Here is a 23,993-nt window from a genome sequence, read left to right as displayed (position 1 = left end):
CTCAGATCCTCATGCCGGTGTCCGGGTCCTCGCGGCGCGCCGAGAAGCGCGTGATGTAGCCGGAGGCGTTGAAGGTGTGGGTGGTCTCGGTCACGAAGTACTCGCCCGAGATGCGGCTGCCCAGGCCCTCGATCAGCACGCGCGAGCCGGCACGCAGCTTGGGGCTGCCGACCACGCTGCCGGAGAGCTTCACGAGGTCCTGCGCGCGGCCGAGCAGCAGGTCGCGGGCGAGCGTGCGCGCGTGCTCCTTGCTGAACACCGGCTGCGTCACCACGCGCTCTTCGCGCGGGTCGCAGCGCTCGACGATCTCCTGCAGCTTGGGGTTCAGGCGTTTCAACTTCGGGTCGCTCCAGTCGGCGCTTTCCGCGATCGCCTTCTGCGCCTTGCGGTCCCAGCCGTGCACCGTGACCTTCTTGACCTGGTTGGCGGTGGTCAGCGTGACCTTGGCGTCCAGCAGGCCGGCGCCCCAGACCAGTCGGTAGGGCGCCGGCGCCTTCGTGCTGGGGCCGAAGTACAGGTGCTCGGTCTTGTTCTCGGCGTCGGGCGGGCGCACCTCGACGACGTAGCCGCGCTGGCGCGCGCGCCGCCACAGGAAGTCGATGTCGTACTCGTTCTTCTGCGCCACGTACTCCAGGCGCGGCTCGTCTTTGATCGCGTTCTTGTCGATCACGACCGGCATCGGGATGCGGCGCGCGTCCTGGCCTTCGTTGCGCCACTTCGGATCGACCAGACCGTCGAAGGTCTTCGCGATCTCGCTGTCGGTGAGCTGCTTCGCGTTCTTGGAGTTCGGCCACTGGCCGTCGTACTTGGCGCGCCGCATGCGGTGCAGGCGGTTCAGGCCGCGCACCGCGAGCGTCGACGGCGTGCTCTGCGCGAAGGTCGGCTCCATCGTGACGAAGTTGCCGATCAGCATCGGGTGCAGCTCGTCCACGTAGCCCATGGCCAGCGTCACCGTCTTGCAGCAGGGCTCGAACAGCGTTTCCAGCTCGTGCAGGTCCTGGTCGGCCTCGCTGGCCGCGGTCTCCGAGCCCATGTACTTGTGGCGGCGGCGCTCGCCGTCCCAGTTGGCAACCACCAGCTCGAAGCCGTCGATCTCCTCGACCTTGTCGCGGTAGGTCAGCTCCATCACGTCGCGCAGCACCTGGCGCGGCAGGCTGACGCCGTCGATGCGCAGCTCGAAGCGCGGCACGCGCAGCTGGCCCAGCCGTATCGACTCGGCCTTGAGTTCGACGAATTCGGTCGTGCTCATGTTGAACGTCAGGGTGTCAGCGGCGGTACGTCGAGCAGTACGCCGGGGCGCAGCCGGCGCGGGTCCTCGATGGCGTTGGCCAGCGCGAGCTCGCGCCACAGCCCGGGGCGCTGCCAGTAGCGCTGCGCGATCGACGGCAGCGTCTGCGCGGCGGCCAGGCGGTGGCGGTGCGTGCGGTCCGGCGACGACAGGTTCAGCTCGTGCAGCTGCTCTTCCAGCGCGCGCCATTCCCGCAGCACCAGGTTCACGGTGGCGCGCAGCGGCACCCCTTCGGGACTGAACAGCGTGAAGCGCTGGCGCACGCTCTCGGCCATGCCGGTGAAGCTGGTGCGGCGGTTGTTGCCCCAGGCCTTGTGCAGCTTGTTGCCGGGGAACTCGTCGTGCCAGAACACCGTGGCGATCGGCGGCGCGTGCACCTCGGGCAGGATCTTCACGAGCTGGAACAGCTTGTCGGTCTGCTCGGTCACCGAGGTCGCGCCCAGGCCCATGCCGGACTCGGTGCTGTCGCAGAAGATCTCCAGCGTCAGCTTCTCGGCGTTGCCGCGGATGAACTGCGACAGCGGCGCGTCGAGCCCGGGAATGCCGATCTCGGCGAGCTGCACCCCCTTGTCGAAGGTCATCTCGGCCGGGTTGTAGGTCAGCACGTGTTCGTCGTACGCGTTCGGACCCACCTGGATCATCAGCGACAACTTGGCGGGGATGGTCATGTGGCCCCCTTGGTCATGCGGTCGAGCGGGCTGTCGTGCATGGTCAGCTCGCGCTTCACGCGCTCGTCGTGCTCGAGCATCTCGCGCACTAGCGGCAGCAGTGCCTTGGCCAGCGCCTGCAGCGCGGCCGCGTCCTGCCAGCCGCTGCTGTCCCAGGCGCCGACGTGGCTGGTCAGCGATCCGATGCGCAGGTCGGCCGGGTCCATCAGAACATGCTACCCACGGCCTTCGCCGCGCTGCCGATGGCGTTCGCCAGTTCGGCGGCGCCTCCCAGTGGCACCAGGCCCTCGTGCACGAAGGTGATCGATTCGATGGCGATGGTCGACTGCTGCGCGTTCAGGGCCGGGCCGCTCCACTTGGTGGGCAGCGCGCGCCGAAAACTCCAGACGGTGAGCGGCCGGTGCGAGGCGTCCAGCAGCGTGATGACGCCGTCCTTGCGCTTGCCGATGCCATGCGCGAAGCCGCCGAGCCAGTCGAACAGCGCCGGGCTGCGCGTGACGCCGCGCTTCAGCGTGATCTCGCCGTACTTCACCCGCTTGGGGAACTTCAGCACCTGGCCGTTGTTGCCGCCCTCGTTCCAGTCCTCGGTCTCGAGCGACATTTCCAGGCCGGTGCACTCGGAGAAGCCGGCCAACGGGTTGGCGATCAGCGGCGACAGCACGATGCTGGTCAGCAGCTTGCCGGTGCCGGCCGCGGCGTCGGTCAGCGACAACTGGAAGTTGCACGCGAGCACGGGGTCGTTGCGGATGGCCATGTCAGCGAGCCTCCATCGCTTCGCCGTGCGCGTACAGCTCGACCTGCGGCGTGCCGGCCTGGCGTCCGATGCGCAGCACGATGAATTCGGCCGGCGCTGCGGGCGCGATGCCGACCTCGGCCACCAGGCGGCCGGCGTCGATGCCGCTCTGCGGATTCAGCGTCCCATCGCACAACGCATAGAACGACGTGGCCTCGGTATCGCCGGCGAAGGCGCCCTGGGCATGGAAGAGCCGCAGGATGGCCAGCAGCGTCGCTTCGACCTGGGCGCGCAGCGCGGCGTCGTTCGGCTCGAAGACCGTCCACTGCAGCGCGGTGTCGGCGGCCTTGCGGATCGTCAGCACCAGCCGCACGACGTTGATGTAGCGGTAGGCGGGCTCATGGCTGGTGGTGCGGGCGCCGCTCACTTCGGCGCCGTTCGACGGGCCGATGCGCAGCGCGTTCACGCTCCCCTCGTTCCACAGCGCCCAGGTGGTCGGGTCGACCGGGCGCGAGACGTCGACGACGTCGGACAGGCGCCGGATCGCCGGGGCGCGCTGCACGCCGTCGGCCAGGTCGGTGGCGGCGATCGCGCCCAGCACATGGCCGCAGGCCGGCACCAGCCGCGTGGTGTCGGACGCGCGCGGGTCGGCGACGCGCAGCCAGGGCGCGTACAGCGCGGCGCAGCGGGCGCCGAAGCGCGCGCGCCAGGCCAGAACGTCGTCGCGCGAGCGCTCGGGCAGCGCCAGCGCCAGCGGCACGCCCAGCACCACGAAGCGGTCGCCCGCGCGTTCGGCCAGCGCCACCAGCGCGGCCTGTGCGCGCGCGACCTCGTCGTCTGAGAATGGGCCGGCAGTCTCGCCGAGCGGCAGCGGCACGGCGGGCGCGGGCGGCGTCGCCGGCGGCGGGCAGCGGCGGCAGGCGTCGACCGAAGGCGGCGGCAGCGGCAGCAGATCGGGCCGCGGGACCGGGCGGATCAGCAGGTCGGGCGCAGCGAGCAGCGAGATCTCGTCGATCGGCATCAAGGCGCGCACGCCGCGCGTCTTTACCGCACGCACAAAGTCGCTGTCGCCCGGCGCGTCGTCCTCGCCTATGAACTCGTCGACCGACAGGTCGGCCAGGCCGTCGGTGCCGCCGGCGAGCCACAGCGTGTCGCCGGGCACGACGGCCAGCGGCAGTACCGGCGCCAGCGGGTCCTCAACCAGGCCGTCGGCCAGCACCGGCGGTGGCGGGCGCGGCACCTCGGTGTCGGCGGGCAGGGCGCTGGCGATCGCCGGCGCGCGCAGCACGGTGCCGATCCAGCGCGGGTGATGCGGCGCCGGGTGCAGGTCCGCGTGGCTCGCGACCACCTCGCCGCGTTCGCGCACCACCAGGCCGTAGGCCACGCGCACGAGGCGCAGCGGGCGCGTGGCGTCGATGCCGACGAGTGGTTGCTCGGCGGAGCGGCGCAACGCGGGGTCGGGGTGCACCCAGTACACGGTGCGCGTCGTCGCGTCGATGGCGGCGATCACGCGGTGCAGCACCGTCGCGTCCTGTTCGATGCGCACGAGCTCGGCCGGCGCGAAGCCCCTGACCGAGGCGACCACGCTCTTGCGCGGGTCGGTGGTGCTCGCGCTGGTGGTCACCACGCTGCCCGAGGCCGACCACTGCAGCGCGAGCGCATTGCCCCAGACGCCGGGCGAGGACGCGGCCAGCGACAGCACCGGGTGTCCGGCCAGGTCCTGCACCGTCGCGCCTGCGGCACGCGCGGCGTTGGCGGCAGCGTCGCCGCCAAACTGGCGGTGCGCGGCGCGTACCACCCACAGCCGCCGCCCGCCGTTCTCGAAGAAGCCGCGTGCGGCCCAGGCCGCGAAGCCGCCGTCAATGAAGCCGCCGAAGTGCGCGTGGAACTGGCGCATCGATTCGACCGGCACCGCCGTGTCCAGCGGCCCGCGCTCGGTCAGGCCCACCAGGCCGGCGACGTCGGTGCGCAGCACGACCGCCGGGGGTCGTGCCGCGTCGCGGCGCTCCAGCGCCACGCCCGGTGTGCGCAGCAAGGACATCTCAGGCGCCCTGCGACTCGAGCTCCATCGTGAGCCCCTCGTGCGCGATGTCCATCGCCTCGATCGCGATCTCGTTGCCGGCGGCCTTCAGCATCGGGCCGTCGATCTTCGTGATGAACGCGTTGACGAAGTTCCAGCGCATCACCGGCTTGCGCGCCTCGTTCAGCAGCACGATGCTGCCGTTGTAGCGTTCGTTGGCGCCGTTCGCGAGGCGCGCGTACCACTGCCACAGCCGGTCGTCGGGGGTGTAGCCGCGGCGGAAGGTGAGGTTGGCGAACTTGCGCAGGCCGGGCAGCTTGCGCACATTGTTGAAGCGCTCGTTGCCTTCGCGGTAGTCGACGACGTCGCTGTCGACCGCGATGCCGCTGATCTCGCTGAACGAGATCTCGCCCAGCCCGATGAAGACGGCGAGGAAGTTGTAGGTGCGTGACGGGTCGATCCTGGTGGCCATGTCGGGGGCTCCTTCAACGCTGGGCGTCGGCCGTCCACAGGCCGATGCGGAAGATCACGTACTCGGCGGGCTTGACCGGCGCGACGCCGATCAGGCAGATCAGCCGCCCGTTGTCGATGTCGTCGCGCGTCATCGTCGTTTCGTCGCAGCGCACGAAGAAGCCTTCCTCAGGCTTCTCGCCCTGCAGCGCGCCGTCGCGCCAGAAGGTGGTGAGGAAGTCGGAGATCGCGCGCCGCAGCGCGGACCACAGCGCCGGCCCGTTCGGCTCGAAGACCACCCACTGGGTGCTGCGGTCGATGGAGTCCTCGATGTTGATCAACAGTCGACGCACGTTGATGTACTTCAACGCGGGGTCGCTGGTCATCACGCGCGCGCCCCAGACGCGGATCGCGCGGCCCTGCGGCCGGAAGTCGCGCAGCACGTTGATGTTCACCGGGTAGGGGTTGAGCTGGTCCTGCTCGGCCTTGGTAAAGCTGCGCGCCAGGCCGGTGATGCCGCGCACGACCTCGTTGGCCGGCGCCTTGTGCACACCGCGCTCGTTGTCGCTGCGCGCATAGATCCCCAGCACGTGGCCGGACGGCGGCACCGGGAGCTGGCGGGCGACCGCGATCGACGTCGGGTACGGGTCGGGGATCAGCACCCATGGGTGGTAGAGCGCCGCGTAGGAACTGTCGAACTGCTGGCGGTGCACCTGCACGTCGACCAGCGTGTCGTTGTTGGGCGCCGGGCCGTCGAGCACCGCGAAGCGGTAGCGCATCAGCTCGCAGTGGTCGATGACGGCCTGCTGGAGGAAGGCGCCGGTCTGGCCGGGCACCGCGACCAGCGCCACCGTGAGCAGGTTGCGCAGCGTCTGCAGGCCGGTGCGGTGCGTCGGCTCGTTGCTGTCGGCGCCGATGTACATCGCGTCGTCCATCGCCGGCACCTGGTCGTCGCCGCCCGCGAGCGCGAGGCGCGCCGGGCGCACCAGGCCCGAGGGCAGCACGTCTTCCAGCGGCTCGGGGCCGAGGCGTGTGGCCTCCCGCGCGGTCGAGGGCGCGGCCGGCGCGAGGTCGCGCACGCGGATGTACGACGAAGCGCCCTCGCTGCGGCGGTCGCTGCGGCGCACCGGCTCGCCGTTGTCGTCGGCGTCGTTGCCGGGCGTAAAGGTCACGCCGACGAGGCGCTCGACGTAGCGGCTGTGGCGCGGGTCCATCGACACGTGGCGGAAGACCTCCTGGTCGAGCAGGTCCTCGTCGCGCGACGGCGTTGCCGGGTCGGGCCGGCGGCGCAGCATCACGAACAGTGTGAACTCGCGCGAGCTGACGTGCACGTGCTGGCCCAGCATTCCGGCCGCGCCAACCGCACCCATGTGGGCGGCGGTGAGGCCCGGCATGTCCAGCAGCACCAGGCGCGTCGCGCGGTCGACGCGCCGCACCTTCAGCAGCCCTTCGACCAGCGTGCCGTCCGGGTTGCGCATCTCGAGCACCGTGCCGGCCTCGACGCCGGTGATCGACTGCAGCTGCATCGACGAGAACATGCCGGGGCCCAGCGGCGGGTTGGCGTTGAGAACGTCGGTGCTCGCGGCCAGGCCGCTGGCCTCGTTGGCGGCGCCGACCAGCAGCCGGTTGCCCCAGGCGCCAGGGTCGATTGCGACGATGTCGAACAGCGGCTGCCGCTCGACGACCGGCAGGCCGACCGCGTGGCTGAACCCGAGCGCGGCGTCGAGCGTGAGCTCGCGCGGCGCCGCGGCGGCGAAGGCCGCGCCGGCGCGCGCGAAGGCGCGCGAGCCGTCGGGCAGCGTGATGCGCAGCACGTCGCGGGCCGCGAGGCCGCTGCCGTTGCCGATCACGAGGCGCGTGGCGCCGGCTGTCGCGTCCAGCACGATCAGCACCGGCTGCTCGGCGTTGTCGACCTCGACCGCCTGGCGGCGCAGCGTGCTGCCCGCGGCGTGGTCGGAGGCCAGCGGGCGTTCCAGCAGCACGCTGCCGGCGTCGGGCGCGGGCCCGCGTTCACCGGGAATCGCGCGCACCACGGCCACTTCGTCGGTGCCGAGCAGCAGCACGTCGCCCACATCCAAGCCCTGGCGGTCGGCGAGCGCGATCGAGACCGCGCAAGGCGCCGCGTCGACGGTCAGCGCCTTCGGCGCCAGCGTGACCGTGCCGACCGGCGCCCACGGCAGCGCGGTGCGCAGCGTGACTTCCGACGTGGTGGCGTCGATCGCATCGACGAAGCGCGTCTCGAAGGACACGCCGTCGCTGAAGGTCAGCTCCATGCCGGGCACGAGGTGGGCCACGTCGTCGAGCTCGACCACCTGGTTGCCGGCGGACACCGAGACCACGTTGCGGTCGTCCGCGGCCAGCGTCACGCGCTGCGCCAGCGAGCCGGCCGCGACCGCGGCCTGCAGTGGCGGGTCGAGGTCCAGCGTCGCCAGCGTGCCGATCGCGGTGGCCTCCGGGTGGGCGGCGCCGAGGTCGATCACGATCACGTTGGTGTCGGTCGTGTAGGCGCCGGGCAGGGGATCGTCGACCGGGTACACGAGCATGTCGCCGACGTTGGCCGGTACCTGCAGCGTGCTCGCGGTGCCGCCGCTGGTGTCGAGGAAGTTGGCCATCACGCCGGCGGGCAGTTCGGTCTGCACCGGGCGCGCGAGCCAGACCCGCGCGTCGGTGCCCGCGGCCTCGGCGCAGGTTGCGAAGACGTAGTCGCTGATGCCGTTGTCGATCAGCTGCAGCAGCAGCCAGCTCGCCGATGGCGTGCCGCTGGGCAGCAGGTCCAGCAGCGTGGCGGTGCCGGGGCCGGCGAGCACCAGCTCGGTCGCGCCGGCGTCGACGTGGTTCACCGTCGTGAAATTCGATTCGCCGGCGACCGGGAAGTTGGGCGTGTCGGGCGCCGGCACCAGCACCACCACCGGCGCGGCGCCGGCGTGGCCGTGGCGCAGCGGCGTGCCGAGCGTGACGTGGCGCTGGTTGGCGCCGATGCCCTGCAGTGCATGGTACTCGCTGCGGCTGCCGGTGCCGATGCGCAGGTCGTCGTTGACCGCGAAGTCGGTCGGGTCCAGCACGTACAGCGCGGGCGGCGTGGCCAGGCTCGCGCTGCCCTGCTGCGCGGGACGCAGCAGCACCGTGTCGCCGGGCGTCGCCACGTTGGGGTCCGCGAACATCGCGGTGCGCTGCGCTGAGCTGGCGCCTACGGGCAGCACGCGCGTGACGTACATGCGCTTGCCGCCGTTGGTGAAGAAGGCATCGACCGCATGCGGCAGGTGGTGGTGCGTGCGCGCGCCGTCGCTGAATTCCGCGGCGGGCAGCGCGCCACCGAAGACGCGTGCGAACTCGCCGTTGCTGGTCACCAGTTGCGGCGTGTTCAGCGGACCGCGTTCGGTCACGCCGACGACGCCGGCGGTGCTGGTGCCAACGCCTTCGATCGGCCTCGGGCCGGCCACCTCCTCGACGTAGACACCTGGGGCAAGGTACTCGGGCATGGCAGGTCTCCGTGGGTGGTCAGCGGTTCGTCACTCGAGTTCGAGCGACAGCCGTGGCGTGGCTGGATCGATCGCGACGATCGGCCGCGCGTCGCCGATGGCAGGGTGCTGCACGAGCAGTCGCACGAGCGCGACGCGCGCGAGCGGCGGCAGCGCGAAGAAACCGTCGGCGTCGGTGCTCGCCGCCGCCCGTGCCACGCGTGCGTACTCGCGCGGTGCGACGCCGTCGTCGATCTCGGCCCAGGCGCCGTCGGCGAGCGTCGGCGCGGAGGCGAGGAAGACGGTGGGGTCGGCGGGTTCGGCGTCGCGGTCAAGCGTGTCGATGGTGACGACCGGTTGCGGCGTTGCGATGGCGCAGCGCACGCCGTCGCGGTGCAGGCGCGCGGTGGGGTGTTCCAGCGTCACGCGCACCGGCAGGTCGGTGGCGCTCGCGGGCGCGACCGACGCGATCACGATCACCTCGGTGGCCGACGGCGTGTCGATGTCGATCGCCAGCACAAGGCCGGCGGCGAGGCCGTCGTTGTCCGACAGTTCGAGGCGCGTCGCGCCGGGCCCGACCGGCTTGAGCAGCGTCTGCGGCGGGGCCGCGAAGGTCAGCGCGCGTTCGCTGAGGGTGGTGCCGGCGGCGCGCGCGCCGCGCAGCGCGGGCGACAGCGAAACGAGGTTCGGCGGCTCCGACAGCGCGGGCGCGATCCAGTATGGCGGCGGCGACTGCGACCACAGCGCGTCGACCTCGACCGTCGCGCCCGCGAGCGGCACCGAGGCCGGCGCGGCGTTGCGCAGCACGCGGCCCGCGATCACGACGCCGGGCCGGTGCAGCGGCACGTCGCCCAGGTCCACCGGCGCGAACGCGTCGGGAAAGCCGGCGATCGGACCCAGCGTGGCCCGAAGCGTTCGTGGCAGGAAGCCGGGGCTGCGCACTTCGAACGACAGGTCGACCGGCGTGGTCGCGAGGTCGGGCAGCATGCGCGACGGCGCGGAGACCAGGCCGACCAGGCCGTCGGCGCTCGCGCGCGTCGACACGTCGTCGCGCGACGCGCGCAACGCGATCGGCGCGACGACCGGCGTGCCGTTGATCTCGTCGACCAGGCGCGCGCGGACCAGCGCGCGCAGGCGCTCGCCGGGCAGTGCGACCGCGTCGGCGTCGAAGAGCCAGTCGTGGCCGTTGGCGGAGACGGTGCGCGTGGCCATGCTCAGGCTCCGACGCGGCGCGCGACGCCGACCTCGGCCAGCAGCGAATCGACCGGCACCGTCGGCGCCGGCTGCTGGCCGGACTCGACCGGCACGACGCTGACCTCGTACGACACGCACAGCTGGTACGGCACTTCGAGCGCGTCCCACACGCGCGTGATATGGTCCAGCGGCAGTGGCTCCAGGCGCACGAAGAACTCGTCAGTGCTGCCGCTGAGGCCGTCGACCAGCTGGTTGCCGGCCAGGCGCGGGCTGTCGTGCAGCAACTGCAGCGCCTTGCCGAGGATCAACTGCTCCAGTTCGCCGGCCTGCGCGCGCGTGACGTGGTCGACGCGCGGCGTCAGCAGGTAGTGCAGGCGCAGCGGCAGCGGCACCGACGGCAGACGGCCGGGCGCGGTGCGGCGCGGCGGCAGGTTCAACGTCTCGGCGTCGCGCTCGATCAGGTACAGCCACAGCGACACGCCCTCGAATTCCCGTGCGGCGAATTCCTCGGGGTTGTTGAGGTTGACGACGAAGGTGCCGATCGCGGTCGGCGACGGGTCCAGCGGGTCGAAGAACGGTGACAGGTCGACGTCGTCACGCAGCGCCTGCTCGAGCATCATGCGCAGGCTGTTGCTGCAATCGCGCAGGGCGGACTTCATGCGCGTCCCCCGTTAGTTCTGTGGCGCGTACCAGAGGCGCTCGCCAGACGGCAGCACGCGCGAGCGCAGCAGTCCTTCGGCGACCAGGCGCTGGAGCGCGCGTTCGAGTGTCTCCGGCGGCAGAGCCGAGATCCACCAGCGCTCGATGCCGACCGCCGTGTCCGCCGCGTGCGGATGGCGGCGGAGGTGGTTACGGAGGATCTCGCAAGCGGCGTCGAGCAACTCGTCAGATGCCGACGGGGTGGGTGGCTCGGTAGTGTCATTTGTCATCAAGAAGCGGGCTACGCCTGCCTAATTAAGCGAAGGCTGTGCCAGCGGCTGGAAGACTGGATTGCAGAGGTAAGGCCGGGGCGGATCGCGCGTGCCGTGGGTCTCGGGTGACCCGGTCGCATGTGCGCAGACGCTGGTGTTTTGAGTCGGCGGGCGGCAGCGGGTGCTTGCAGACCCGGGGCGGGGCACCGCCGGCCCTCATGTGTCACTTGGTCTTCGAACTGTCGGACGAATCTCCGTGCCCGTGATCCACGACGAAACGTAGGGCTGGTCGCGACGCCGGCGCTGCAAAGGGCACGAGCCGCTTGCTCAGCCGGACACAGGAGCGCTTCGGCGTTAATGTGGAAGACACCCAAGCGCGGACGTGTGGCTGCCTGACCTGAGGCTGGTCGGGGCCGCAAGGTCAGCAGGCAAGCGAGTCTCAGGTGGCGGTGGGGGTGGCGATGAAGCCGTGCTTGCGCAGCATTTTGAGCCAGCGCGGGGCGTTGCGCTGGACGTTCAGGGCCTCGTAGTCGACCTCCTTGTCTTGGTAGTGGGTGCCGTTGGCCAACATGGCGTAGACGGTACGCAGCATCTTGTGGGCCAGCGCCACGATGGACTTCTTGTGTCCCTTGCGAATGGCCAGCGCGTCGAACTTGGCCTTGAGCGCGCAGCGGGTACGCGCTGCAGCCTGGGCGAACTCGCACAGCAGCCTTCTGACCCAGGCGTTGCCCTTGCGGATGCGCCCGGTCTTGCGCTTGCCCGCGCTCTCGTTGTTGCCCGGGCAGATGCCCACCCAGCTGGCCAGCCGCTCGGCACTGCCGAAGACGTCCATGTCCGCGCCGATCTCCACCAGCAGCATCGCCGCGCCCTGGATGTCGATACCCGGCAAGGTCTGCAGCAGCTTGAGCTGCGGCTGCCAGGCGCGCAGTCCGTCCAGCAGGTATTGGTCCATGCGGGCGATGCGGGTCTCGATGTGCTCGATGTGCTGCATGATCTCCTGGGCCACGAAGCGGTGCGCGGCGCTGAACTGCTCGGTGCTCAGGGCCTCGAACAACTCGTCCCGGCTGGCCCGAAGGCGCCCCTTTTGATCCAGCACCTCGTACATGGCTTGGCCCGCAATGAGCGCCTTGACCATGGCGCGTGCACTGGCACCGTGGATGTCGCTGACCACCACGTTGATGCGCATGCCCGCATCTACCAGCACCTTGTGCAGCCGGTTCTTCTCGGCGCTGCACATGCCCACGAGCTTCTGCCGCTGACGCGCCACCAGACGAAGCTGGCGCAAGTCCACCGGTGGAATGAACGAGGCGCGCAACAGGCCCGCACGCGCCAGCGTGGCCAGCCACTGCGCATCGGCCATGTCGGTCTTGCGCCCGGGCACAGCTTTGACATGGCGCGCGTTGACCACCCACGCGATGATGCCCACCGCCTCCAGCGCCGCAAACGGGCTCTTCCAGTACACCCCCGTGCTCTCCATCACCACCACCTCGGGCCGAATCTCCAGCGACCATTGCGCCAAGGCACGGCGGTCGCGTCTGAAGGCTCCGAAGTCGCGCTTGGTGACCTCCACTCGGCCATCGTCATGCTCGACCACCGCACAGGCGGTGATCTTGGCCTGGTGTACGTCCAGCGCGATCACGCGTTTGTGCATCGGGGTCAGATCCATTGCCGGGCTCCTGCAGCTTGAACAACAATCACAAGCGTGCGGGCCCGCGCAGGTGCCGCCGACCAACGGCCTGCCGGGACAAAGCCTGGCGGCTCTCTTTAATGTGGGCTGTCGGGCGCCCGGGCTCCGCAAGGAACTCAGCAGCGCCCGCAGGCAATCCTGGGTACGAGTGGTCGGCAGCGGGTCAAGTTAGCGATCGCGGTCGAGTGCCATCAAAATATTGACCGACCTCTACCCGCTCAGGCCCGCACACCCTCAGTGTCTTCCATCATCCAGGGTGACCCGCCCGGGCCATGACAGTTAGGGCCGAAGCATGGTCGCCTGTCGCTGCCACAGGAGCTTTACGCATTACGCCACTGGCTTGCCGACGCTCGAAGTCGATGCCTATGCATGGAACCGCTTGACCGGCTCGACGGCTGGTGCGGCAAGAACATGACCGACGGCACGCTCGCCTGGGCCGACGATCTGCAGGAGACACTGCGCGTCGGCGATCAGCACTATCGCGCATTCGTTTGCGAGGTCGATGTAGACGTTGTGCGGGCCGGCATCGACGTGCCGCAGGGGCCGGACGCTGACGACGTCTTGGCCCGATCGCGCGCGCACGGCGCAGCTCGTAGCGGGCGCCGTGATCCGGGCCACTGGCTACATGCTGGACTTCGGCTGGAACGAGATCCCGCTCTTCGATGCAGCGGGGATGCCACGGTAACGCGGGGCGCGACCTCGGTACCGGTCTGTACTTCCTCGGACTGCATTGGCACTACAAAGCCAAGTCATCGTTCCTCTACGGTGTCGGCACGGCTGATGCACCTCGGTGACGAGGTGCGGATCAATCGCGATGACCGCTCGAATGGCGAGCGGCCAACGACTCCTCTCGGGTCACCAACTCTCAGGCTCGAAGGGCCGCAGCGGGTCGATATCCGCCGGTCGGCGGCTCCTCATGGACGGCCGCACCCAGTCTGAACTAGTCCTCCTGAACCCGCGACCAGCACATGGCGTCGCTGCCATTTAATGTGGAAGACACCCAAGCGCGGACGTGTGGCTGCCTGACCTGAGGCTGGTCGGGGCCGCAAGGTCAGCAGGCAAGCGAGTCTCAGGTGGCGGTGGGGGTGGCGATGAAGCCGTGCTTGCGCAGCATTTTGAGCCAGCGCGGGGCGTTGCGCTGGACGTTCAGGGCCTCGTAGTCGACCTCCTTGTCTTGGTAGTGGGTGCCGTTGGCCAACATGGCGTAGACGGTACGCAGCATCTTGTGGGCCAGCGCCACGATGGACTTCTTGTGTCCCTTGCGAATGGCCAGCGCGTCGAACTTGGCCTTGAGCGCGCAGCGGGTACGCGCTGCAGCCTGGGCGAACTCGCACAGCAGCCTTCTGACCCAGGCGTTGCCCTTGCGGATGCGCCCGGTCTTGCGCTTGCCCGCGCTCTCGTTGTTGCCCGGGCAGATGCCCACCCAGCTGGCCAGCCGCTCGGCACTGCCGAAGACGTCCATGTCCGCGCCGATCTCCACCAGCAGCATCGCCGCGCCCTGGATGTCGATACCCGGCAAGGTCTGCAGCAGCTTGAGCTGCGGCTGCCAGGCGCGCAGTCCGTCCAGCAGGTATTGGTCCATGCGGGCGATGCGGGTCTCGATGTGCTCGATGTGCTGCATGATCTCCTGGGCCACGAAGCGGTGCGCGGCGCTGAACTGCTCGGTGCTCAGGGCCTCGAACAACTCGTCCCGGCTGGCCCGAAGGCGCCCCTTTTGATCCAGCACCTCGTACATGGCTTGGCCCGCAATGAGCGCCTTGACCATGGCGCGTGCACTGGCACCGTGGATGTCGCTGACCACCACGTTGATGCGCATGCCCGCATCTACCAGCACCTTGTGCAGCCGGTTCTTCTCGGCGCTGCACATGCCCACGAGCTTCTGCCGCTGACGCGCCACCAGACGAAGCTGGCGCAAGTCCACCGGTGGAATGAACGAGGCGCGCAACAGGCCCGCACGCGCCAGCGTGGCCAGCCACTGCGCATCGGCCATGTCGGTCTTGCGCCCGGGCACAGCTTTGACATGGCGCGCGTTGACCACCCACGCGATGATGCCCACCGCCTCCAGCGCCGCAAACGGGCTCTTCCAGTACACCCCCGTGCTCTCCATCACCACCACCTCGGGCCGAATCTCCAGCGACCATTGCGCCAAGGCACGGCGGTCGCGTCTGAAGGCTCCGAAGTCGCGCTTGGTGACCTCCACTCGGCCATCGTCATGCTCGACCACCGCACAGGCGGTGATCTTGGCCTGGTGTACGTCCAGCGCGATCACGCGTTTGTGCATCGGGGTCAGATCCATTGCCGGGCTCCTGCAGCTTGAACAACAATCACAAGCGTGCGGGCCCGCGCAGGTGCCGCCGACCAACGGCCTGCCGGGACAAAGCCTGGCGGCTCTCTTTAATGTGGGCTGTCGGGCGCCCGGACTCCGCAAGGAACTCAGCAGCGCCCGCAGGCAATCCTGGGTACGAGTGGTCGGCAGCGGGTCAAGTTAGCGATCGCGGTCGAGTGCCATCAAAATATTGACCGACCTCTACCCGCTCAGGCCCGCACACCCTCAGTGTCTTCCATCATCCAGGGTGACCCGCCCGGGCCATGACAGTTAGCGTCAGTTTCACCGCCGCCGATAGTCACCCCTTGAACCACCCCCAAGCCCGTACCGCCGAGAAGGCGACGAGCACCGCCGCAGCCGGCCACACCAACGGGTTGATGGCACCCGGCCAGACCAATCCCAACGCCGCCGCGCATGCCAACCCGATGCAGCCGCTGGCCAGCAGCGCAAAGCGCTCCGGTTGCCCACTCCGCAGCTCGCGGGATCGCACCTGGCGCTGCAGCCAGGCATCCCCCAGGCAGGCCAGACCGAAGGGGGCCAGCGCCGGTAGCCACTGGAGCAAGGCCGCCAGCCGGTAGGCGGCGAGCAGGAACAGCGCATCGACCGCCCGGAAGTACCGGTTGTGGAAGAGCCGCAGGTTGACCGCCGCCATCTCCTGCCCGACCGCATCCGGGAGTGCCTCGGTTGGTGGCGCCACGACCAGTGACGGGATCGGCGTGACGTTGCTCGTGGCTTCCTGCAGCCGGGCAGCTCGGTTCAGAATCTGCTCGGCCCGCGCCCAGCCCCACAGAGCTGCGACGGCCTGGTGTTCCTCGCGCATCACCGCCAGGAACCGCTCGGCCGGCGTGGCCGACGGCAGGTAGAGCACCAGGACCAGCCAGGCGCTCAGGGCGAAGACGGCCACCGCGCGGATCATTGCGCCCTCGCGGAACCGCTTGGCGATGGCTCCCGGTCCGGGTCAAGGATCGGGAAACGCCCCTTGATGATCCGCCCGCCCGACACCGACGCGAAGTACTGCAGGTTCGGCAGCTTGCCCAGCACGTCCGCCGGCACCCTCTCCTCGAAGCTCTCGGTGATCTGGGTCGATCGGCTCGCGGAGTAGTCCCCCAGATGCGTATCGCTGCCCTGGCTCAGGCCTATGCGCAGTGTGTGGATGGCGGTCTTGCCGAAGGTCTCCACCACGAAGTCCTGGGTGGGCCGGTCCTTGGTGCGCAGCGCGATCAGGTTGTTCAGGTTGCCCAGCGCCATGCGTGCCGCGTCCTCGCTGCCCAGGCGGCGCGCCAGGTCGGCCAGCGTCTGCATCGCGCAGGTCGTGAAGATCCCGCCCTCGGCGCCCTTGTTCAGGATTTCGATCAGTGGCGGGTTGATCACGTTGGCCACCTCGTCCACGAACAGCGCAATGCGCCGGTACTGGCCCAGGTTGTAGCGCATGCCCGCGCGGGCCGCCTGATCGGCCAGCGCCAGCGCGCCGATGGCCGAGGCCACGGACGGATCGGGCAGCGAATCCAGGCACATGTAGAGCACATGGCCGGCCCGCTCGATCTTCTCGAAGTTCATGATCGGCCGCAGGTCGTCGGCATCAAACGGATCGGGCGACAGGCTGCGGCCCAGGTCCCCCGACGTCAGCATCGACAGAATGGGCAGCAGGTTGGCCGTGATCTTCTGGTAGTGCTCGCGGTTGTGCCGGAAGGTGCGCACCTGCGCGTCGATCACCTTGTGGCGCTGGTTCTGCGGAACGTGGTGCTCGTAGAAGGCCACGTAGGCCATCAGATCGGCACTGGCCGCTTCGGAGGGGCGCTTCATGCCGCCGCGCTGGGCGTCCTGCAGCAGCCGGCGCATCTCCGGGCGCTCGCGCCAGTCGGCGCCCAGCACGCGGGCATAGAAGCGCTTGAGCGAGCCCTCCAGCACCGGCTCGATCCCGCCCTCGATGTACTTCGTGAGCTTGACCAGGTTGGGCCGCTCCTCCAGCTCGATCAGGCCCTGCACCACCACATTGACCGCATCCCACCCGAACGCCGAGAAGGCCCCCGCCGTGTCGGGCGGCATGATCGACTGGATGCGCGAGGCGATCTCAGTGGGCTTCTGCCAGTTGAACGTGAAGTCCAGCCGCACCCCCCGATCCGGGAAGGCCGGGTGGAACTCCAGGAAGGTATCGGCCTCCCGGTAATCGGCGCAGGCCTGCTGCACGACCCGCTTGAGGCGGTGGCTGTTCTTCGGGTCGATCACCACCACCACGTCGCCGCGGCGCACCGCCTGGGTGATCAGGTGGGCCAGTGCCACCCCCTTGCCGGACTGGGTGGTGCCCACCAGCAGCGTGCCACCCTCGAAGTTCTGCAGCGGCCGAAGCAGTGGCACTTCACGGGGTTCGACGCCGTGGATGTACGGCAGCCCCACCTCCGCATCCGGCTGCACGGGCGCGCGGTGTCCCAGCCAGCGCGCCAGACGCGGGGAGACCGTGAACTCGCGGAAATCGACCTTCGCCAGCTCGTACAGCCGCTGGGCATGTACCGGCCGCCATTCGAACCCGAAACCCAGGAAGACCTGGCCGGGGTCCTGGCAATAGCGGGCCACCTCCCGGCTGCCGAGGATCTCGATGCCATGCCCCAGTAGCGACGCGCGCAGCGCCAGCACCTGGCGCGCCTGCCAGAGCCGAAGCGCGGCCATCGCCCCACCCCACAGGGCGAGAGGTCCGGCGAGCTCAGCAGGCAGCTGGCCCAGGATCCACGCAGCCAGGCCGTAGCACCCCGCGGCCAGCCAGCCCACCGCGGCCAGACCCTCGTAGGCCGGGCGCCAGGGCATCTCGTAGCGGCGCAGCAGCATGGCGGGGCAGCGTTCAGGGTTCGGCGTTGGCGTTGGTGTCGGCGCCGAGCCGAACGAATCGCGTCGGCAGCAACAGCCCCGGGACCGCCTGTCCATCGATGCGGCGAACGACCGTCGGTGGACTGCCCGGTTCGATGTGCAGCATCCCCGACTCCCTGAGGGCGCGCAGGACCACGGCGGGCGCCTGCCCGCTGCCGTCCAGGGCCGACAGCGGCACGAAGAGCGGACCGCCGGCTGGCGCGGCCAACAGGGCAGCCTCCACCTGCGGCCGCATGGCCACCGAATTGAGCACGGAGACAACGGCCTGCCGGACGCTGGGGTTCAGGCGCAACGGAGCATCGAGGCTCCAGGGTCGAGCGCCCCCGGCTACCGGTTCGGTGTCGGGCACCACCGTCGCCTCGGGCTCGTCCTGCAGCAGCGGCAGCTGCATTCCGCCAGCGGCCGGCGCTGTAGGCTCCGGCGGCTCCACTGGGGGCGAGGCAGAGGGGATTGATGGTGAACTGGGGGCAGGGCGCTCTGGCGCGGGCGGGCTCTCAATCGGCGCCAGCCGGGTTGGTAGCGGTGCCTGGCCCCCGCCGTCCAGCCCCAGTAGGGCGGGTGAGTTCAGCCGCACAGCAGCCACGGCCGACCTCGTACCCGGAGGCTGGATCGACCAGATCGCGGTGCCCTGGGCCGATGGCTCGATCGCACCGGACTTCACCAACACCTGTGCCATGGATTCGCTGGACTTCGGCATGCCGTTGAGACTGGCCGCCTCCAGCTCGCGGCGCACGTCTTCGGCGGCGCCGGGCCAGACCAGGTACGCCCCATCGGCACCCCACCACAGCCGCGACTTGTCCCGGTTGACCACCCAGGCCGGGTCCGAGCGGGCGAGCTGGCGCATGGCGTCGAGCAGCTCGCGTATGACATGGGTGGCCGCATCGCCGGGGTCCGCCTCACCGGCGGTGGCCAAGTCGTCCCGCTCGATGCACAGCGCCAGCGACCGCCGCACCAGGGCGTCGAGCACGTTGTGCTCCGGGAACACCGGCACCCCGCCGATGCTGGCCAGCAGGTGCGGCAGCACGAGGTCGTTGCCGCTGGCCAGATGCTGCAGCAGCTCTGCCGGCACCACCTGGGGCAGCAGGAACAACCCGAGACCCCGCGATCCCTGCCGGGGCGCCGTCCATCGCAGCAGGAACTCCGGCGCCTGCCGCTCGGCGAGCCAATCCGCCAGGGGACTGAGCAGAGGCGGCCAGCCAGCGCCCGCGGGATCACGCACCGTTATCCGGTCGGCGACCCGGTACCACTCGCTGCACAGCCCGCCGATGAAGGTGGCCAGGCGCCAGCGGGGCTCCAGCGCCTGCCGGGTCGAGAGGTGGGCCTGCCCCGCGAAGATGCGCGAGTCGGTGCCCTGCAGCGCGAAGAAGGCGATCTGCAGCCCCAGCTGGAACAGCCCGCCGGGCCGGCTGAAGGCCCCCGAGGCCGCGGCCGGCAGGAAGTGGACGCAACGTGCGTAGCGCTGCACCAGCGGCAGCAGGTCGCGCTCGAACCCTGCCGTCCCGGCGCCGTAGGCCAGTTTGATGCGCGACAGCCAGCCGGACTCCGCGGCGAGGAGGTCGGCCACAGAGATGGCCGGCAGCCGGGTCACATCGGTCCGGCCCGCTGAGGTCAGGGGCCGGTGCAGCAGAGCTTGGGCGTGGGGCACAGGGGCAGGCGACTGGGTGGTCGGTGCCCCCGATTCTTCGACCCGGTGGCCCGATGAACACGCCGCAAACCGCGCGGCGGGCGGGGGGTTTCGGGATCAGGGGGGTGATGCAGCCGAGTTCAATCCGCCGCTCGCTTGAGCGCGGGGGCCAAGCCGGATCGCAGCCGCTCGACGACGGCCGGCAGGAGCGAGGGGGCCAGCTCGTTCTTCTTGAGAAACGCGAGCCACAGGGACTGCCGTGAGGGATCGTGCGAGAACTCATCGGACAGCCCGATCGGCAGTGTCCCGGGTACCGCCATGCCGCGCCGCTCGAAGGTCGCCTGGATGGCGCGGGCCAGCAGGTCGGTGTCCAGCACTTCCCGCTCAAGCAGCACCGACAGATCGAAGTAGTCCTTCAGGCGGCTGTTGGTCATGCCCAGCAGGGCGATGGCGTGGAGCTTTTCCGCGATGACGGTGTACGCGGGGTAGGTCCGAAGTCGGGGCGCCGGCAGATCGGCCAGCAGAACCGGATACACCGAATCGACCGGCGCAGGAGTCACGTCATCGCCAAAGCCAACGTCGATCTGCGTCTTGCACCGTGCCCTGGCCAGTTCTCCCGCGATGATCACGCGCACGCCACCGTAGCCGGCCTCTTTGCGGATCTCTTCGGCCGTGACCGAGGTCGGGTCGAACACCATGCCGTCGTCCACGGCGATGGCGGCAATGTCACGGAAGGTCGCGGCCACGGCAGCCAGATCGCTGGCGCCGAAGCCGAGCAGGTCGGCGTCGCGCGTGGCCCGGTGCGGCATGTCGTACCAGAGCGTGAACAGCAGCGCGCCCTTGAGTAGAAAACGCTCGGCGTGCTGCGATTCGGCGAGGCGGTAGAGGATGCGTTCCAGGGCGAAGCGCACCAGCACCTGATTGAAGTCGACGCCCTGCGCCTTGGCAACGTTCAGCAGGCGAGCGCGGACCGAGGTGGCCACAGACGCCGGCTTCGGCGCAGGCGTCATCCGATGCTCTCCAGGTAGGGGCGCATCACATTGGCGACGCGGCAGATCTTGGCGAAGTGCCAGAGGTCATCCATGGAGGCCCTGCGGTGGGCCCGGGCGTCCTTCAGGGCTTCCAGCGCCACATCAAGGCCGATCTTGTTGCGATGTTTGAAGCAGTCCACCACCGTCTTGGCTACGCCGTAGACCCGCAGCTTGGCGCCATCACGGACCACTTCCTCGACGCCTGCTGTGTAGCCTTCGCCCGTGAACTGCACCATCTTGATGGGGGGAAAGTCGATTCGGGGGGCATGACTGCCCCGTGGCATGGCGATCCAGACCTGACGGGGCAGTTGGGTCGTCAGCTCGTGGAACTGCAGTGCCGTGAGCAGGCAGAACACGGCCTGCGGCACCTTGGTGGCGATGGTGACCAGGCCTTCATGCTCCGACCCGTGGGCGTCTGGCAGCCGGTAAAGCCCGCGGCCGACCCTTTCCAGCTGGCCAGCGGCGGTCAGGCGCGTCAGGACGACCCGGGGCGCATCGATGGTGACCAGATCGCTGGCGCGCAGCAGTCCTTTCTGGCTGGCCAGATCGAGCACGCGCTGGGTGTGGGTGTCGGCGAGCATGGTGTGAGTGTGTTCCTTTATTTCGTCGAATTCAATGGATCGAAGAAAAAATGGAACAAGCTGTTCATCGGACACGCCACAAAACGGGTTGTTGTTCCCAGGGTATCGCCATCACGAAGTCAATCGGGGCCGATCCTTGTTCTGCAATGCGAGGGAGGGATTCGGGCCCTCGCTTGAAGTCTATCCATGGAATGGATACGCTATGGATATGAAATGCAAGGTTCTGCCATGACGATGCACATCAATTTGTCTCCCGAGATGGAGATCTTCATCAAGGGCAAGGTCGCCGGCGGCTTCTACGGCAACGCGACCGAGGTCATTCGTGACGCCATCCGACGCATGCAGGCGGAGGACGACCGGACCCGGGCCTGGCTGGCTGCGATCCGTGCTGGCGATGTGGAGCTGGAGCGGGGCGAGGGCATCCCGTACACAGCCAAGGCCCTGGACGCCATCACCAAGGCGGCGCTGGCCGGCATGAACAGCGGCCAGCCGATGGAGCCCGATGTCCTCCCCTGAGAAACCCCGCCGGATCGTCCTGTCGCCCAGGGCGCGGCAGGACTTCATCGACATCCTGCGCTACACCGGTGAGCATTGGGGCCAGGGGCAGTTGCACACCTATCGCGACAAGCTCAACGAGGCCCTGCAGACGCTCGCCGTGAATCCGCTGATGGGACGGCGCAGCGGCGAACTGCCCGAGACCCACCGCCTCCATCGGGTCGGCTCGCACGTCATCGTCGACCGTAACCACGACGGAACGCCGGCGGTCGTGCGCGTCCTGCATCAGCGCATGCAGCTGGCTGCGCACATACAGGGCAGCTGACCGAGAGGTCGCCGGCGTCGATAACCGCTGGTCCCCGGCGGTCACGCCGCGCGGCGGGCCACCCCAACCGGTGAGAGCAAGTACCGGCGGTGCAGCTGTTCGATCAACGCCAGATGGAGGTCGTCAGGCGCCTGCCCCCTCCGGTCTCGGTACGAAGCCTGGATGCGCGGGTCATGATCAATGCGTGCCATCAGCTTTCAGAACGGACACTCGGCATGCGTGAGCAGGGGTGTGCCGATCGCGGCGAGGTGGTCGCAGCCACATTGGGTACACCGGCTCACGGTGAATGCCGGGGCACGGGCCAGCCAGATGCCGTCGATGTGGGAAGCGAGGTTGAAGGCCCGGTCCAGGCTGATGCGGCTGGGCTGGCTGCTGACGTTCTGGAGCAGGTACTTCTCGCCGACCAGGTCGCGCCCCTCGAAGCGCCGCGCGAGGAAAAGCCGGGCCTCTGCCCAGAGCTGCACCGGTCGGCCGACCTCCTCGACGCGGATGTCAGGGGGCACCCGGTCGCCGGCCATCGCCACCAGCAGCGCCTTCATCGAACGCAAGTGGCTTGGCGCCGGACCTTCCGGGGCACCCGGGGCACGTGGCGAGCTGGACCGGGTGGTCCGGTCGCGGATCACGATGGTGTCGGCCGGGATGTCGGCGGGGCGCAGCAGCAGGGTGTAGGTGGCCTGGGCCGACGAGACGAAGAGGTTGATCGGCTTGGTGCCGTTACTCACTGGCCGGATGTAGATCTCGCCCTTGTCTCGATCGCACTCGACCACCAGCTCGCCGGAGGGGTTGACCGGGCCCGCGGAGAGGCCGGGCGCAGTCGACGTCGTTCCACCCCCCCAGGCTGCCGGCGAGGGACGCTGCCGATCCCGCGCCCGAATCGCAGCGGCTGGCGTAGAGGTTGCCGAAGACCTCGGTGATGGCATGGCCCTCGATGCGGATGCGCGTGGGCTCCTTCATCGACAGCAGGGCTTCGGTGGCCACGCCGTCGCGGGCGTCGATGGACTGCAGGGCCTGCACGGAGCCGGCGCAGAACAGCGGTGCGAGCAGCGTCAGATGCGACCAGTGGCGTGCCCGGGTGCGATCACTTGGCATCACCAACCTCCTTGAAGCTCAGCAGGTGCATGCGTGCCCCTGCGTAGCCGAACTCCAGCCGGTAGGACTTGCTTTCGTTCGCGGTTTCCATCCCGTTGACCAGCGTGCGCAGACGGCCGCGCACGACCACGCTCTGCGCGTCCTCGCTGGCAATCAGCTGCTGGGGTGCGAACAGCGTGGCCGCGTTGATGCGCTTGAGGCGCTCGGCCTCGACCTCCTGGCGGGTCTTGAGCGCGCCGTACTGTGCCGGCTCGACGTAGCCCAGCAGGAGATCCTTCTTCCAGTCGATCGACGCCGGGGTCACATCCAGCACCAGCCAGGCCAGGAAAGCGCCCATCTGCTCCAGGTACTCGCTGCTGGCCCGGTCCCGGGTGACCCAGAAGCTCTTGTTGAGCGAGGGAGGGACCACCACGGTCCGCGTCGTGCCCAGCAGGTTGAGGATCACCAGCAGGGCCACGACCTGCCCGGCGGCGAGCAGGCCGATGCCCCAGGCCAGACTGCGGTTGCGGCGCCGCAGCTCCTTGAGGTCACCATCCAGTCGATGGAAGTCCATGGCATTGGCTCCTCATCAGCCGACCATGCGCCGCAGGTGCGAGGGCGGCGTGACCGACATGGCCGTCAAGGGGCTGGTGGGCAGGTGCCAGTACAGCCAGTGGATGGCGAAGGCCGGGTGTTTGTCCGCCTTGAGCCGGGCGATGGCGCGCGACAGCAGCAGACCCGCCCCCAGGCTGGCCGCGAAGGCGATGCGTGTGCCCGCTAAGTAGCCGACGAAGACGAAGAACAGCACCGGGGCGGCGACGTCAACGTCCCAGAAGCCGATCTTCCACTGGTCGTCCAGGCGGCGCGGGATGTAGGTGTCGGCCTGCATGGCGGGGCTCCGAGTCCCGTAGCGCGCGGTCAGATGACCGCACCCATGATGGCGCCGGAGATCACCAGGCCCACGGCGCCGAAGATCGCCAAGCCCACGTAGAACAGCACCGGCCCGAAGTTGCGCAGCGCCGCCAGCGAGATCAGGGCGACCACGAAGCCCACGAAGCCGACCAGCGCCTTGATGCCCGGGCCGAGTGCCGCGATCTGCGTGAGGGCCGAGGTCATCGGCCCGGTGATGCCGGAGAAGGCCACGAGGTCCAGCGCATGGCTTGGGGCGACCGCCATGGCACCGAGCAGCAGCAGGGCCAACAGCGCCAGGCGCTCGCGGGACTTGCGCAGTGCAATGCGGCAGCGGGAGGACGGGGTCAGCATGGGACATCTCCT

25 protein-coding genes are annotated in these 23,993 nt (G+C 69.4%); 3 read left to right on the top strand and 22 right to left on the bottom strand.

From position 1 onward, the window contains the following. Position 1: 1 nt before the first annotated feature. From NGK70_RS14530 to NGK70_RS14480, 11 genes are all read right to left on the bottom strand, one after another. Complete coding sequence (locus NGK70_RS14530) at positions 2 to 1,249, bottom strand: phage late control D family protein (protein ID WP_251969240.1); 1,248 nt, start codon at positions 1,247 to 1,249, stop codon at positions 2 to 4. Positions 1,250 to 1,257: 8 nt separating this feature from the next. Further along, positions 1,258 to 1,956, bottom strand: coding sequence for a CIS tube protein (locus tag NGK70_RS14525; RefSeq protein WP_251969239.1), 699 nt, complete (start codon positions 1,954 to 1,956; stop codon positions 1,258 to 1,260). Then, positions 1,953 to 2,162, bottom strand: coding sequence for a hypothetical protein (locus tag NGK70_RS14520; RefSeq protein WP_251969238.1), 210 nt, complete (start codon positions 2,160 to 2,162; stop codon positions 1,953 to 1,955). Before NGK70_RS14520 ends, NGK70_RS14525 begins: the two co-directional genes overlap by 4 nt. Then, entirely contained in the window at positions 2,162 to 2,710 is a 549-nt protein-coding gene (locus NGK70_RS14515) for a phage tail protein (RefSeq protein WP_251969237.1), read from the bottom strand. Before NGK70_RS14515 ends, NGK70_RS14520 begins: the two co-directional genes overlap by 1 nt. 1 nt (position 2,711) lies before the next feature. Beyond that, positions 2,712 to 4,730, bottom strand: a complete 2,019-nt coding sequence (locus NGK70_RS14510) for a phage tail sheath family protein (protein WP_251969236.1) — start codon at positions 4,728 to 4,730, stop codon at positions 2,712 to 2,714. Position 4,731: 1 nt separating this feature from the next. Beyond that, positions 4,732 to 5,181, bottom strand: coding sequence for a phage tail protein (locus tag NGK70_RS14505; protein ID WP_251969235.1), 450 nt, complete (start codon positions 5,179 to 5,181; stop codon positions 4,732 to 4,734). A 13-nt stretch (positions 5,182 to 5,194) separates the two neighbouring features. After that, complete coding sequence (locus NGK70_RS14500; RefSeq protein WP_251969234.1) at positions 5,195 to 8,638, bottom strand: phage tail sheath C-terminal domain-containing protein; 3,444 nt, start codon at positions 8,636 to 8,638, stop codon at positions 5,195 to 5,197. 30 nt (positions 8,639 to 8,668) lie between these two features. Continuing rightward, on the bottom strand, positions 8,669 to 9,829 hold the full coding sequence (locus NGK70_RS14495; RefSeq protein ID WP_251969233.1) for a hypothetical protein: 1,161 nt from the start codon (positions 9,827 to 9,829) through the stop codon (positions 8,669 to 8,671). A 2-nt stretch (positions 9,830 to 9,831) separates the two neighbouring features. Then, complete coding sequence (locus NGK70_RS14490) at positions 9,832 to 10,470, bottom strand: Pvc16 family protein (RefSeq protein ID WP_251969232.1); 639 nt, start codon at positions 10,468 to 10,470, stop codon at positions 9,832 to 9,834. Between the two features lie 12 nt (positions 10,471 to 10,482). Beyond that, positions 10,483 to 10,740 carry a hypothetical protein gene (locus NGK70_RS14485; protein WP_251969231.1) on the bottom strand — a complete coding sequence of 86 codons (258 nt, stop codon included), beginning with the start codon at positions 10,738 to 10,740 and terminating at the stop codon, positions 10,483 to 10,485. A gap of 421 nt (positions 10,741 to 11,161) precedes the next feature. Next, positions 11,162 to 12,388, bottom strand: coding sequence for an IS110 family RNA-guided transposase (locus NGK70_RS14480; protein WP_251969229.1), 1,227 nt, complete (start codon positions 12,386 to 12,388; stop codon positions 11,162 to 11,164). Positions 12,389 to 12,778: 390 nt separating this feature from the next. Here NGK70_RS14480 and NGK70_RS14475 point away from each other — a divergent pair, with 390 nt between their 5' ends. Beyond that, complete coding sequence (locus NGK70_RS14475; RefSeq protein WP_251969230.1) at positions 12,779 to 13,348, top strand: hypothetical protein; 570 nt, start codon at positions 12,779 to 12,781, stop codon at positions 13,346 to 13,348. Positions 13,349 to 13,478: 130 nt separating this feature from the next. On the opposite strand, the gene NGK70_RS14470 is transcribed toward NGK70_RS14475, so the two are convergent. The 6 genes from NGK70_RS14470 to NGK70_RS14445 form a co-directional block, all read right to left on the bottom strand. Then, complete coding sequence (locus tag NGK70_RS14470; protein ID WP_251969229.1) at positions 13,479 to 14,705, bottom strand: IS110 family RNA-guided transposase; 1,227 nt, start codon at positions 14,703 to 14,705, stop codon at positions 13,479 to 13,481. Positions 14,706 to 15,033: 328 nt separating this feature from the next. Continuing rightward, positions 15,034 to 15,639: an IncC plasmid conjugative DNA transfer DtrJ family protein gene (locus NGK70_RS14465; protein ID WP_251969228.1), complete on the bottom strand. Its 606-nt coding sequence runs from the start codon at positions 15,637 to 15,639 to the stop codon at positions 15,034 to 15,036. A gap of 8 nt (positions 15,640 to 15,647) precedes the next feature. Then, a complete protein-coding gene (gene traD, locus NGK70_RS14460) occupies positions 15,648 to 17,555 on the bottom strand; it encodes a conjugative transfer system coupling protein TraD (RefSeq protein WP_251969227.1) in 1,908 nt (635 codons plus the stop codon). A 13-nt stretch (positions 17,556 to 17,568) separates the two neighbouring features. Continuing rightward, positions 17,569 to 19,182 (bottom strand): MobH family relaxase, encoded by a 1,614-nt coding sequence (gene mobH, locus NGK70_RS14455; RefSeq protein ID WP_310742532.1) that lies wholly within the window; start codon positions 19,180 to 19,182, stop codon positions 17,569 to 17,571. A 176-nt stretch (positions 19,183 to 19,358) separates the two neighbouring features. Beyond that, complete coding sequence (locus NGK70_RS14450) at positions 19,359 to 20,228, bottom strand: nucleotidyl transferase AbiEii/AbiGii toxin family protein (RefSeq protein ID WP_251969225.1); 870 nt, start codon at positions 20,226 to 20,228, stop codon at positions 19,359 to 19,361. After that, on the bottom strand, positions 20,225 to 20,830 hold the full coding sequence (locus NGK70_RS14445) for a type IV toxin-antitoxin system AbiEi family antitoxin domain-containing protein (RefSeq protein WP_251973789.1): 606 nt from the start codon (positions 20,828 to 20,830) through the stop codon (positions 20,225 to 20,227). The genes NGK70_RS14450 and NGK70_RS14445 overlap by 4 nt, the downstream gene beginning before the upstream one ends. A gap of 213 nt (positions 20,831 to 21,043) precedes the next feature. On the opposite strand from NGK70_RS14445, the gene NGK70_RS14440 reads away from it, so the two are divergent. Then, positions 21,044 to 21,346: a type II toxin-antitoxin system ParD family antitoxin gene (locus NGK70_RS14440; RefSeq protein ID WP_251969224.1), complete on the top strand. Its 303-nt coding sequence runs from the start codon at positions 21,044 to 21,046 to the stop codon at positions 21,344 to 21,346. Continuing rightward, the gene (locus NGK70_RS14435) at positions 21,333 to 21,650 is read left to right on the top strand and encodes a type II toxin-antitoxin system RelE/ParE family toxin (protein ID WP_251969223.1); all 318 of its coding nucleotides are present in this window, start codon (positions 21,333 to 21,335) and stop codon (positions 21,648 to 21,650) included. Before NGK70_RS14440 ends, NGK70_RS14435 begins: the two co-directional genes overlap by 14 nt. 197 nt (positions 21,651 to 21,847) lie before the next feature. Here NGK70_RS14435 and NGK70_RS14430 read toward each other — a convergent pair whose 3' ends face one another. The 5 genes from NGK70_RS14430 to NGK70_RS14410 are packed head-to-tail and all read right to left on the bottom strand — an operon-like array spanning position 21,848 to position 23,981. Continuing rightward, the gene (locus tag NGK70_RS14430; RefSeq protein ID WP_251969222.1) at positions 21,848 to 22,417 is read right to left on the bottom strand and encodes a TraK domain-containing protein; all 570 of its coding nucleotides are present in this window, start codon (positions 22,415 to 22,417) and stop codon (positions 21,848 to 21,850) included. Then, complete coding sequence (locus NGK70_RS14425; protein WP_251969221.1) at positions 22,365 to 22,739, bottom strand: TraK domain-containing protein; 375 nt, start codon at positions 22,737 to 22,739, stop codon at positions 22,365 to 22,367. Before NGK70_RS14425 ends, NGK70_RS14430 begins: the two co-directional genes overlap by 53 nt. Continuing rightward, the gene (gene traE / locus NGK70_RS14420) at positions 22,729 to 23,292 is read right to left on the bottom strand and encodes a type IV conjugative transfer system protein TraE (RefSeq protein ID WP_251969220.1); all 564 of its coding nucleotides are present in this window, start codon (positions 23,290 to 23,292) and stop codon (positions 22,729 to 22,731) included. Before traE ends, NGK70_RS14425 begins: the two co-directional genes overlap by 11 nt. A gap of 15 nt (positions 23,293 to 23,307) precedes the next feature. Then, entirely contained in the window at positions 23,308 to 23,607 is a 300-nt protein-coding gene (gene traL, locus NGK70_RS14415; protein ID WP_251969219.1) for a type IV conjugative transfer system protein TraL, read from the bottom strand. Positions 23,608 to 23,636: 29 nt separating this feature from the next. Next, positions 23,637 to 23,981: a hypothetical protein gene (locus tag NGK70_RS14410; protein ID WP_251969218.1), complete on the bottom strand. Its 345-nt coding sequence runs from the start codon at positions 23,979 to 23,981 to the stop codon at positions 23,637 to 23,639. Between the last annotated feature and the right edge of the window lie 12 nt (positions 23,982 to 23,993).

Source organism: Sphaerotilus microaerophilus (assembly GCF_023734135.1).
GTDB classification, from domain to species: Bacteria; Pseudomonadota; Gammaproteobacteria; order Burkholderiales; family Burkholderiaceae_C; genus Sphaerotilus; species Sphaerotilus microaerophilus.
This window is presented reverse-complemented; position numbering and strand designations above follow the sequence as displayed.

Excerpts from the sequence above, each read along its gene's own strand:
- NGK70_RS14530 (WP_251969240.1), bottom strand. The coding sequence starts at position 1,249 with ATGAGCACGACCGAATTCGTCGAACTCAAGGCCGAGTCGATACGGCTG.
- NGK70_RS14525 (WP_251969239.1), bottom strand. The coding sequence starts at position 1,956 with ATGACCATCCCCGCCAAGTTGTCGCTGATGATCCAGGTGGGTCCGAAC.
- NGK70_RS14520 (WP_251969238.1), bottom strand. The coding sequence starts at position 2,162 with ATGGACCCGGCCGACCTGCGCATCGGATCGCTGACCAGCCACGTCGGC.
- NGK70_RS14515 (WP_251969237.1), bottom strand. The coding sequence starts at position 2,710 with ATGGCCATCCGCAACGACCCCGTGCTCGCGTGCAACTTCCAGTTGTCG.
- NGK70_RS14510 (WP_251969236.1), bottom strand. The coding sequence starts at position 4,730 with ATGTCCTTGCTGCGCACACCGGGCGTGGCGCTGGAGCGCCGCGACGCG.
- NGK70_RS14505 (WP_251969235.1), bottom strand. The coding sequence starts at position 5,181 with ATGGCCACCAGGATCGACCCGTCACGCACCTACAACTTCCTCGCCGTC.
- NGK70_RS14500 (WP_251969234.1), bottom strand. The coding sequence starts at position 8,638 with ATGCCCGAGTACCTTGCCCCAGGTGTCTACGTCGAGGAGGTGGCCGGC.
- NGK70_RS14495 (WP_251969233.1), bottom strand. The coding sequence starts at position 9,829 with ATGGCCACGCGCACCGTCTCCGCCAACGGCCACGACTGGCTCTTCGAC.
- NGK70_RS14490 (WP_251969232.1), bottom strand. The coding sequence starts at position 10,470 with ATGAAGTCCGCCCTGCGCGATTGCAGCAACAGCCTGCGCATGATGCTC.
- NGK70_RS14485 (WP_251969231.1), bottom strand. The coding sequence starts at position 10,740 with ATGACAAATGACACTACCGAGCCACCCACCCCGTCGGCATCTGACGAG.
- NGK70_RS14480 (WP_251969229.1), bottom strand. The coding sequence starts at position 12,388 with ATGGATCTGACCCCGATGCACAAACGCGTGATCGCGCTGGACGTACAC.
- NGK70_RS14475 (WP_251969230.1), top strand. The coding sequence starts at position 12,779 with ATGGAACCGCTTGACCGGCTCGACGGCTGGTGCGGCAAGAACATGACC.
- NGK70_RS14470 (WP_251969229.1), bottom strand. The coding sequence starts at position 14,705 with ATGGATCTGACCCCGATGCACAAACGCGTGATCGCGCTGGACGTACAC.
- traD (WP_251969227.1), bottom strand. The coding sequence starts at position 17,555 with ATGCTGCTGCGCCGCTACGAGATGCCCTGGCGCCCGGCCTACGAGGGT.
- NGK70_RS14450 (WP_251969225.1), bottom strand. The coding sequence starts at position 20,228 with ATGACGCCTGCGCCGAAGCCGGCGTCTGTGGCCACCTCGGTCCGCGCT.
- NGK70_RS14445 (WP_251973789.1), bottom strand. The coding sequence starts at position 20,830 with ATGCTCGCCGACACCCACACCCAGCGCGTGCTCGATCTGGCCAGCCAG.
- NGK70_RS14440 (WP_251969224.1), top strand. The coding sequence starts at position 21,044 with ATGCAAGGTTCTGCCATGACGATGCACATCAATTTGTCTCCCGAGATG.
- NGK70_RS14435 (WP_251969223.1), top strand. The coding sequence starts at position 21,333 with ATGTCCTCCCCTGAGAAACCCCGCCGGATCGTCCTGTCGCCCAGGGCG.
- NGK70_RS14425 (WP_251969221.1), bottom strand. The coding sequence starts at position 22,739 with ATGCCAAGTGATCGCACCCGGGCACGCCACTGGTCGCATCTGACGCTG.
- traE (WP_251969220.1), bottom strand. The coding sequence starts at position 23,292 with ATGGACTTCCATCGACTGGATGGTGACCTCAAGGAGCTGCGGCGCCGC.
- traL (WP_251969219.1), bottom strand. The coding sequence starts at position 23,607 with ATGCAGGCCGACACCTACATCCCGCGCCGCCTGGACGACCAGTGGAAG.
- NGK70_RS14410 (WP_251969218.1), bottom strand. The coding sequence starts at position 23,981 with ATGCTGACCCCGTCCTCCCGCTGCCGCATTGCACTGCGCAAGTCCCGC.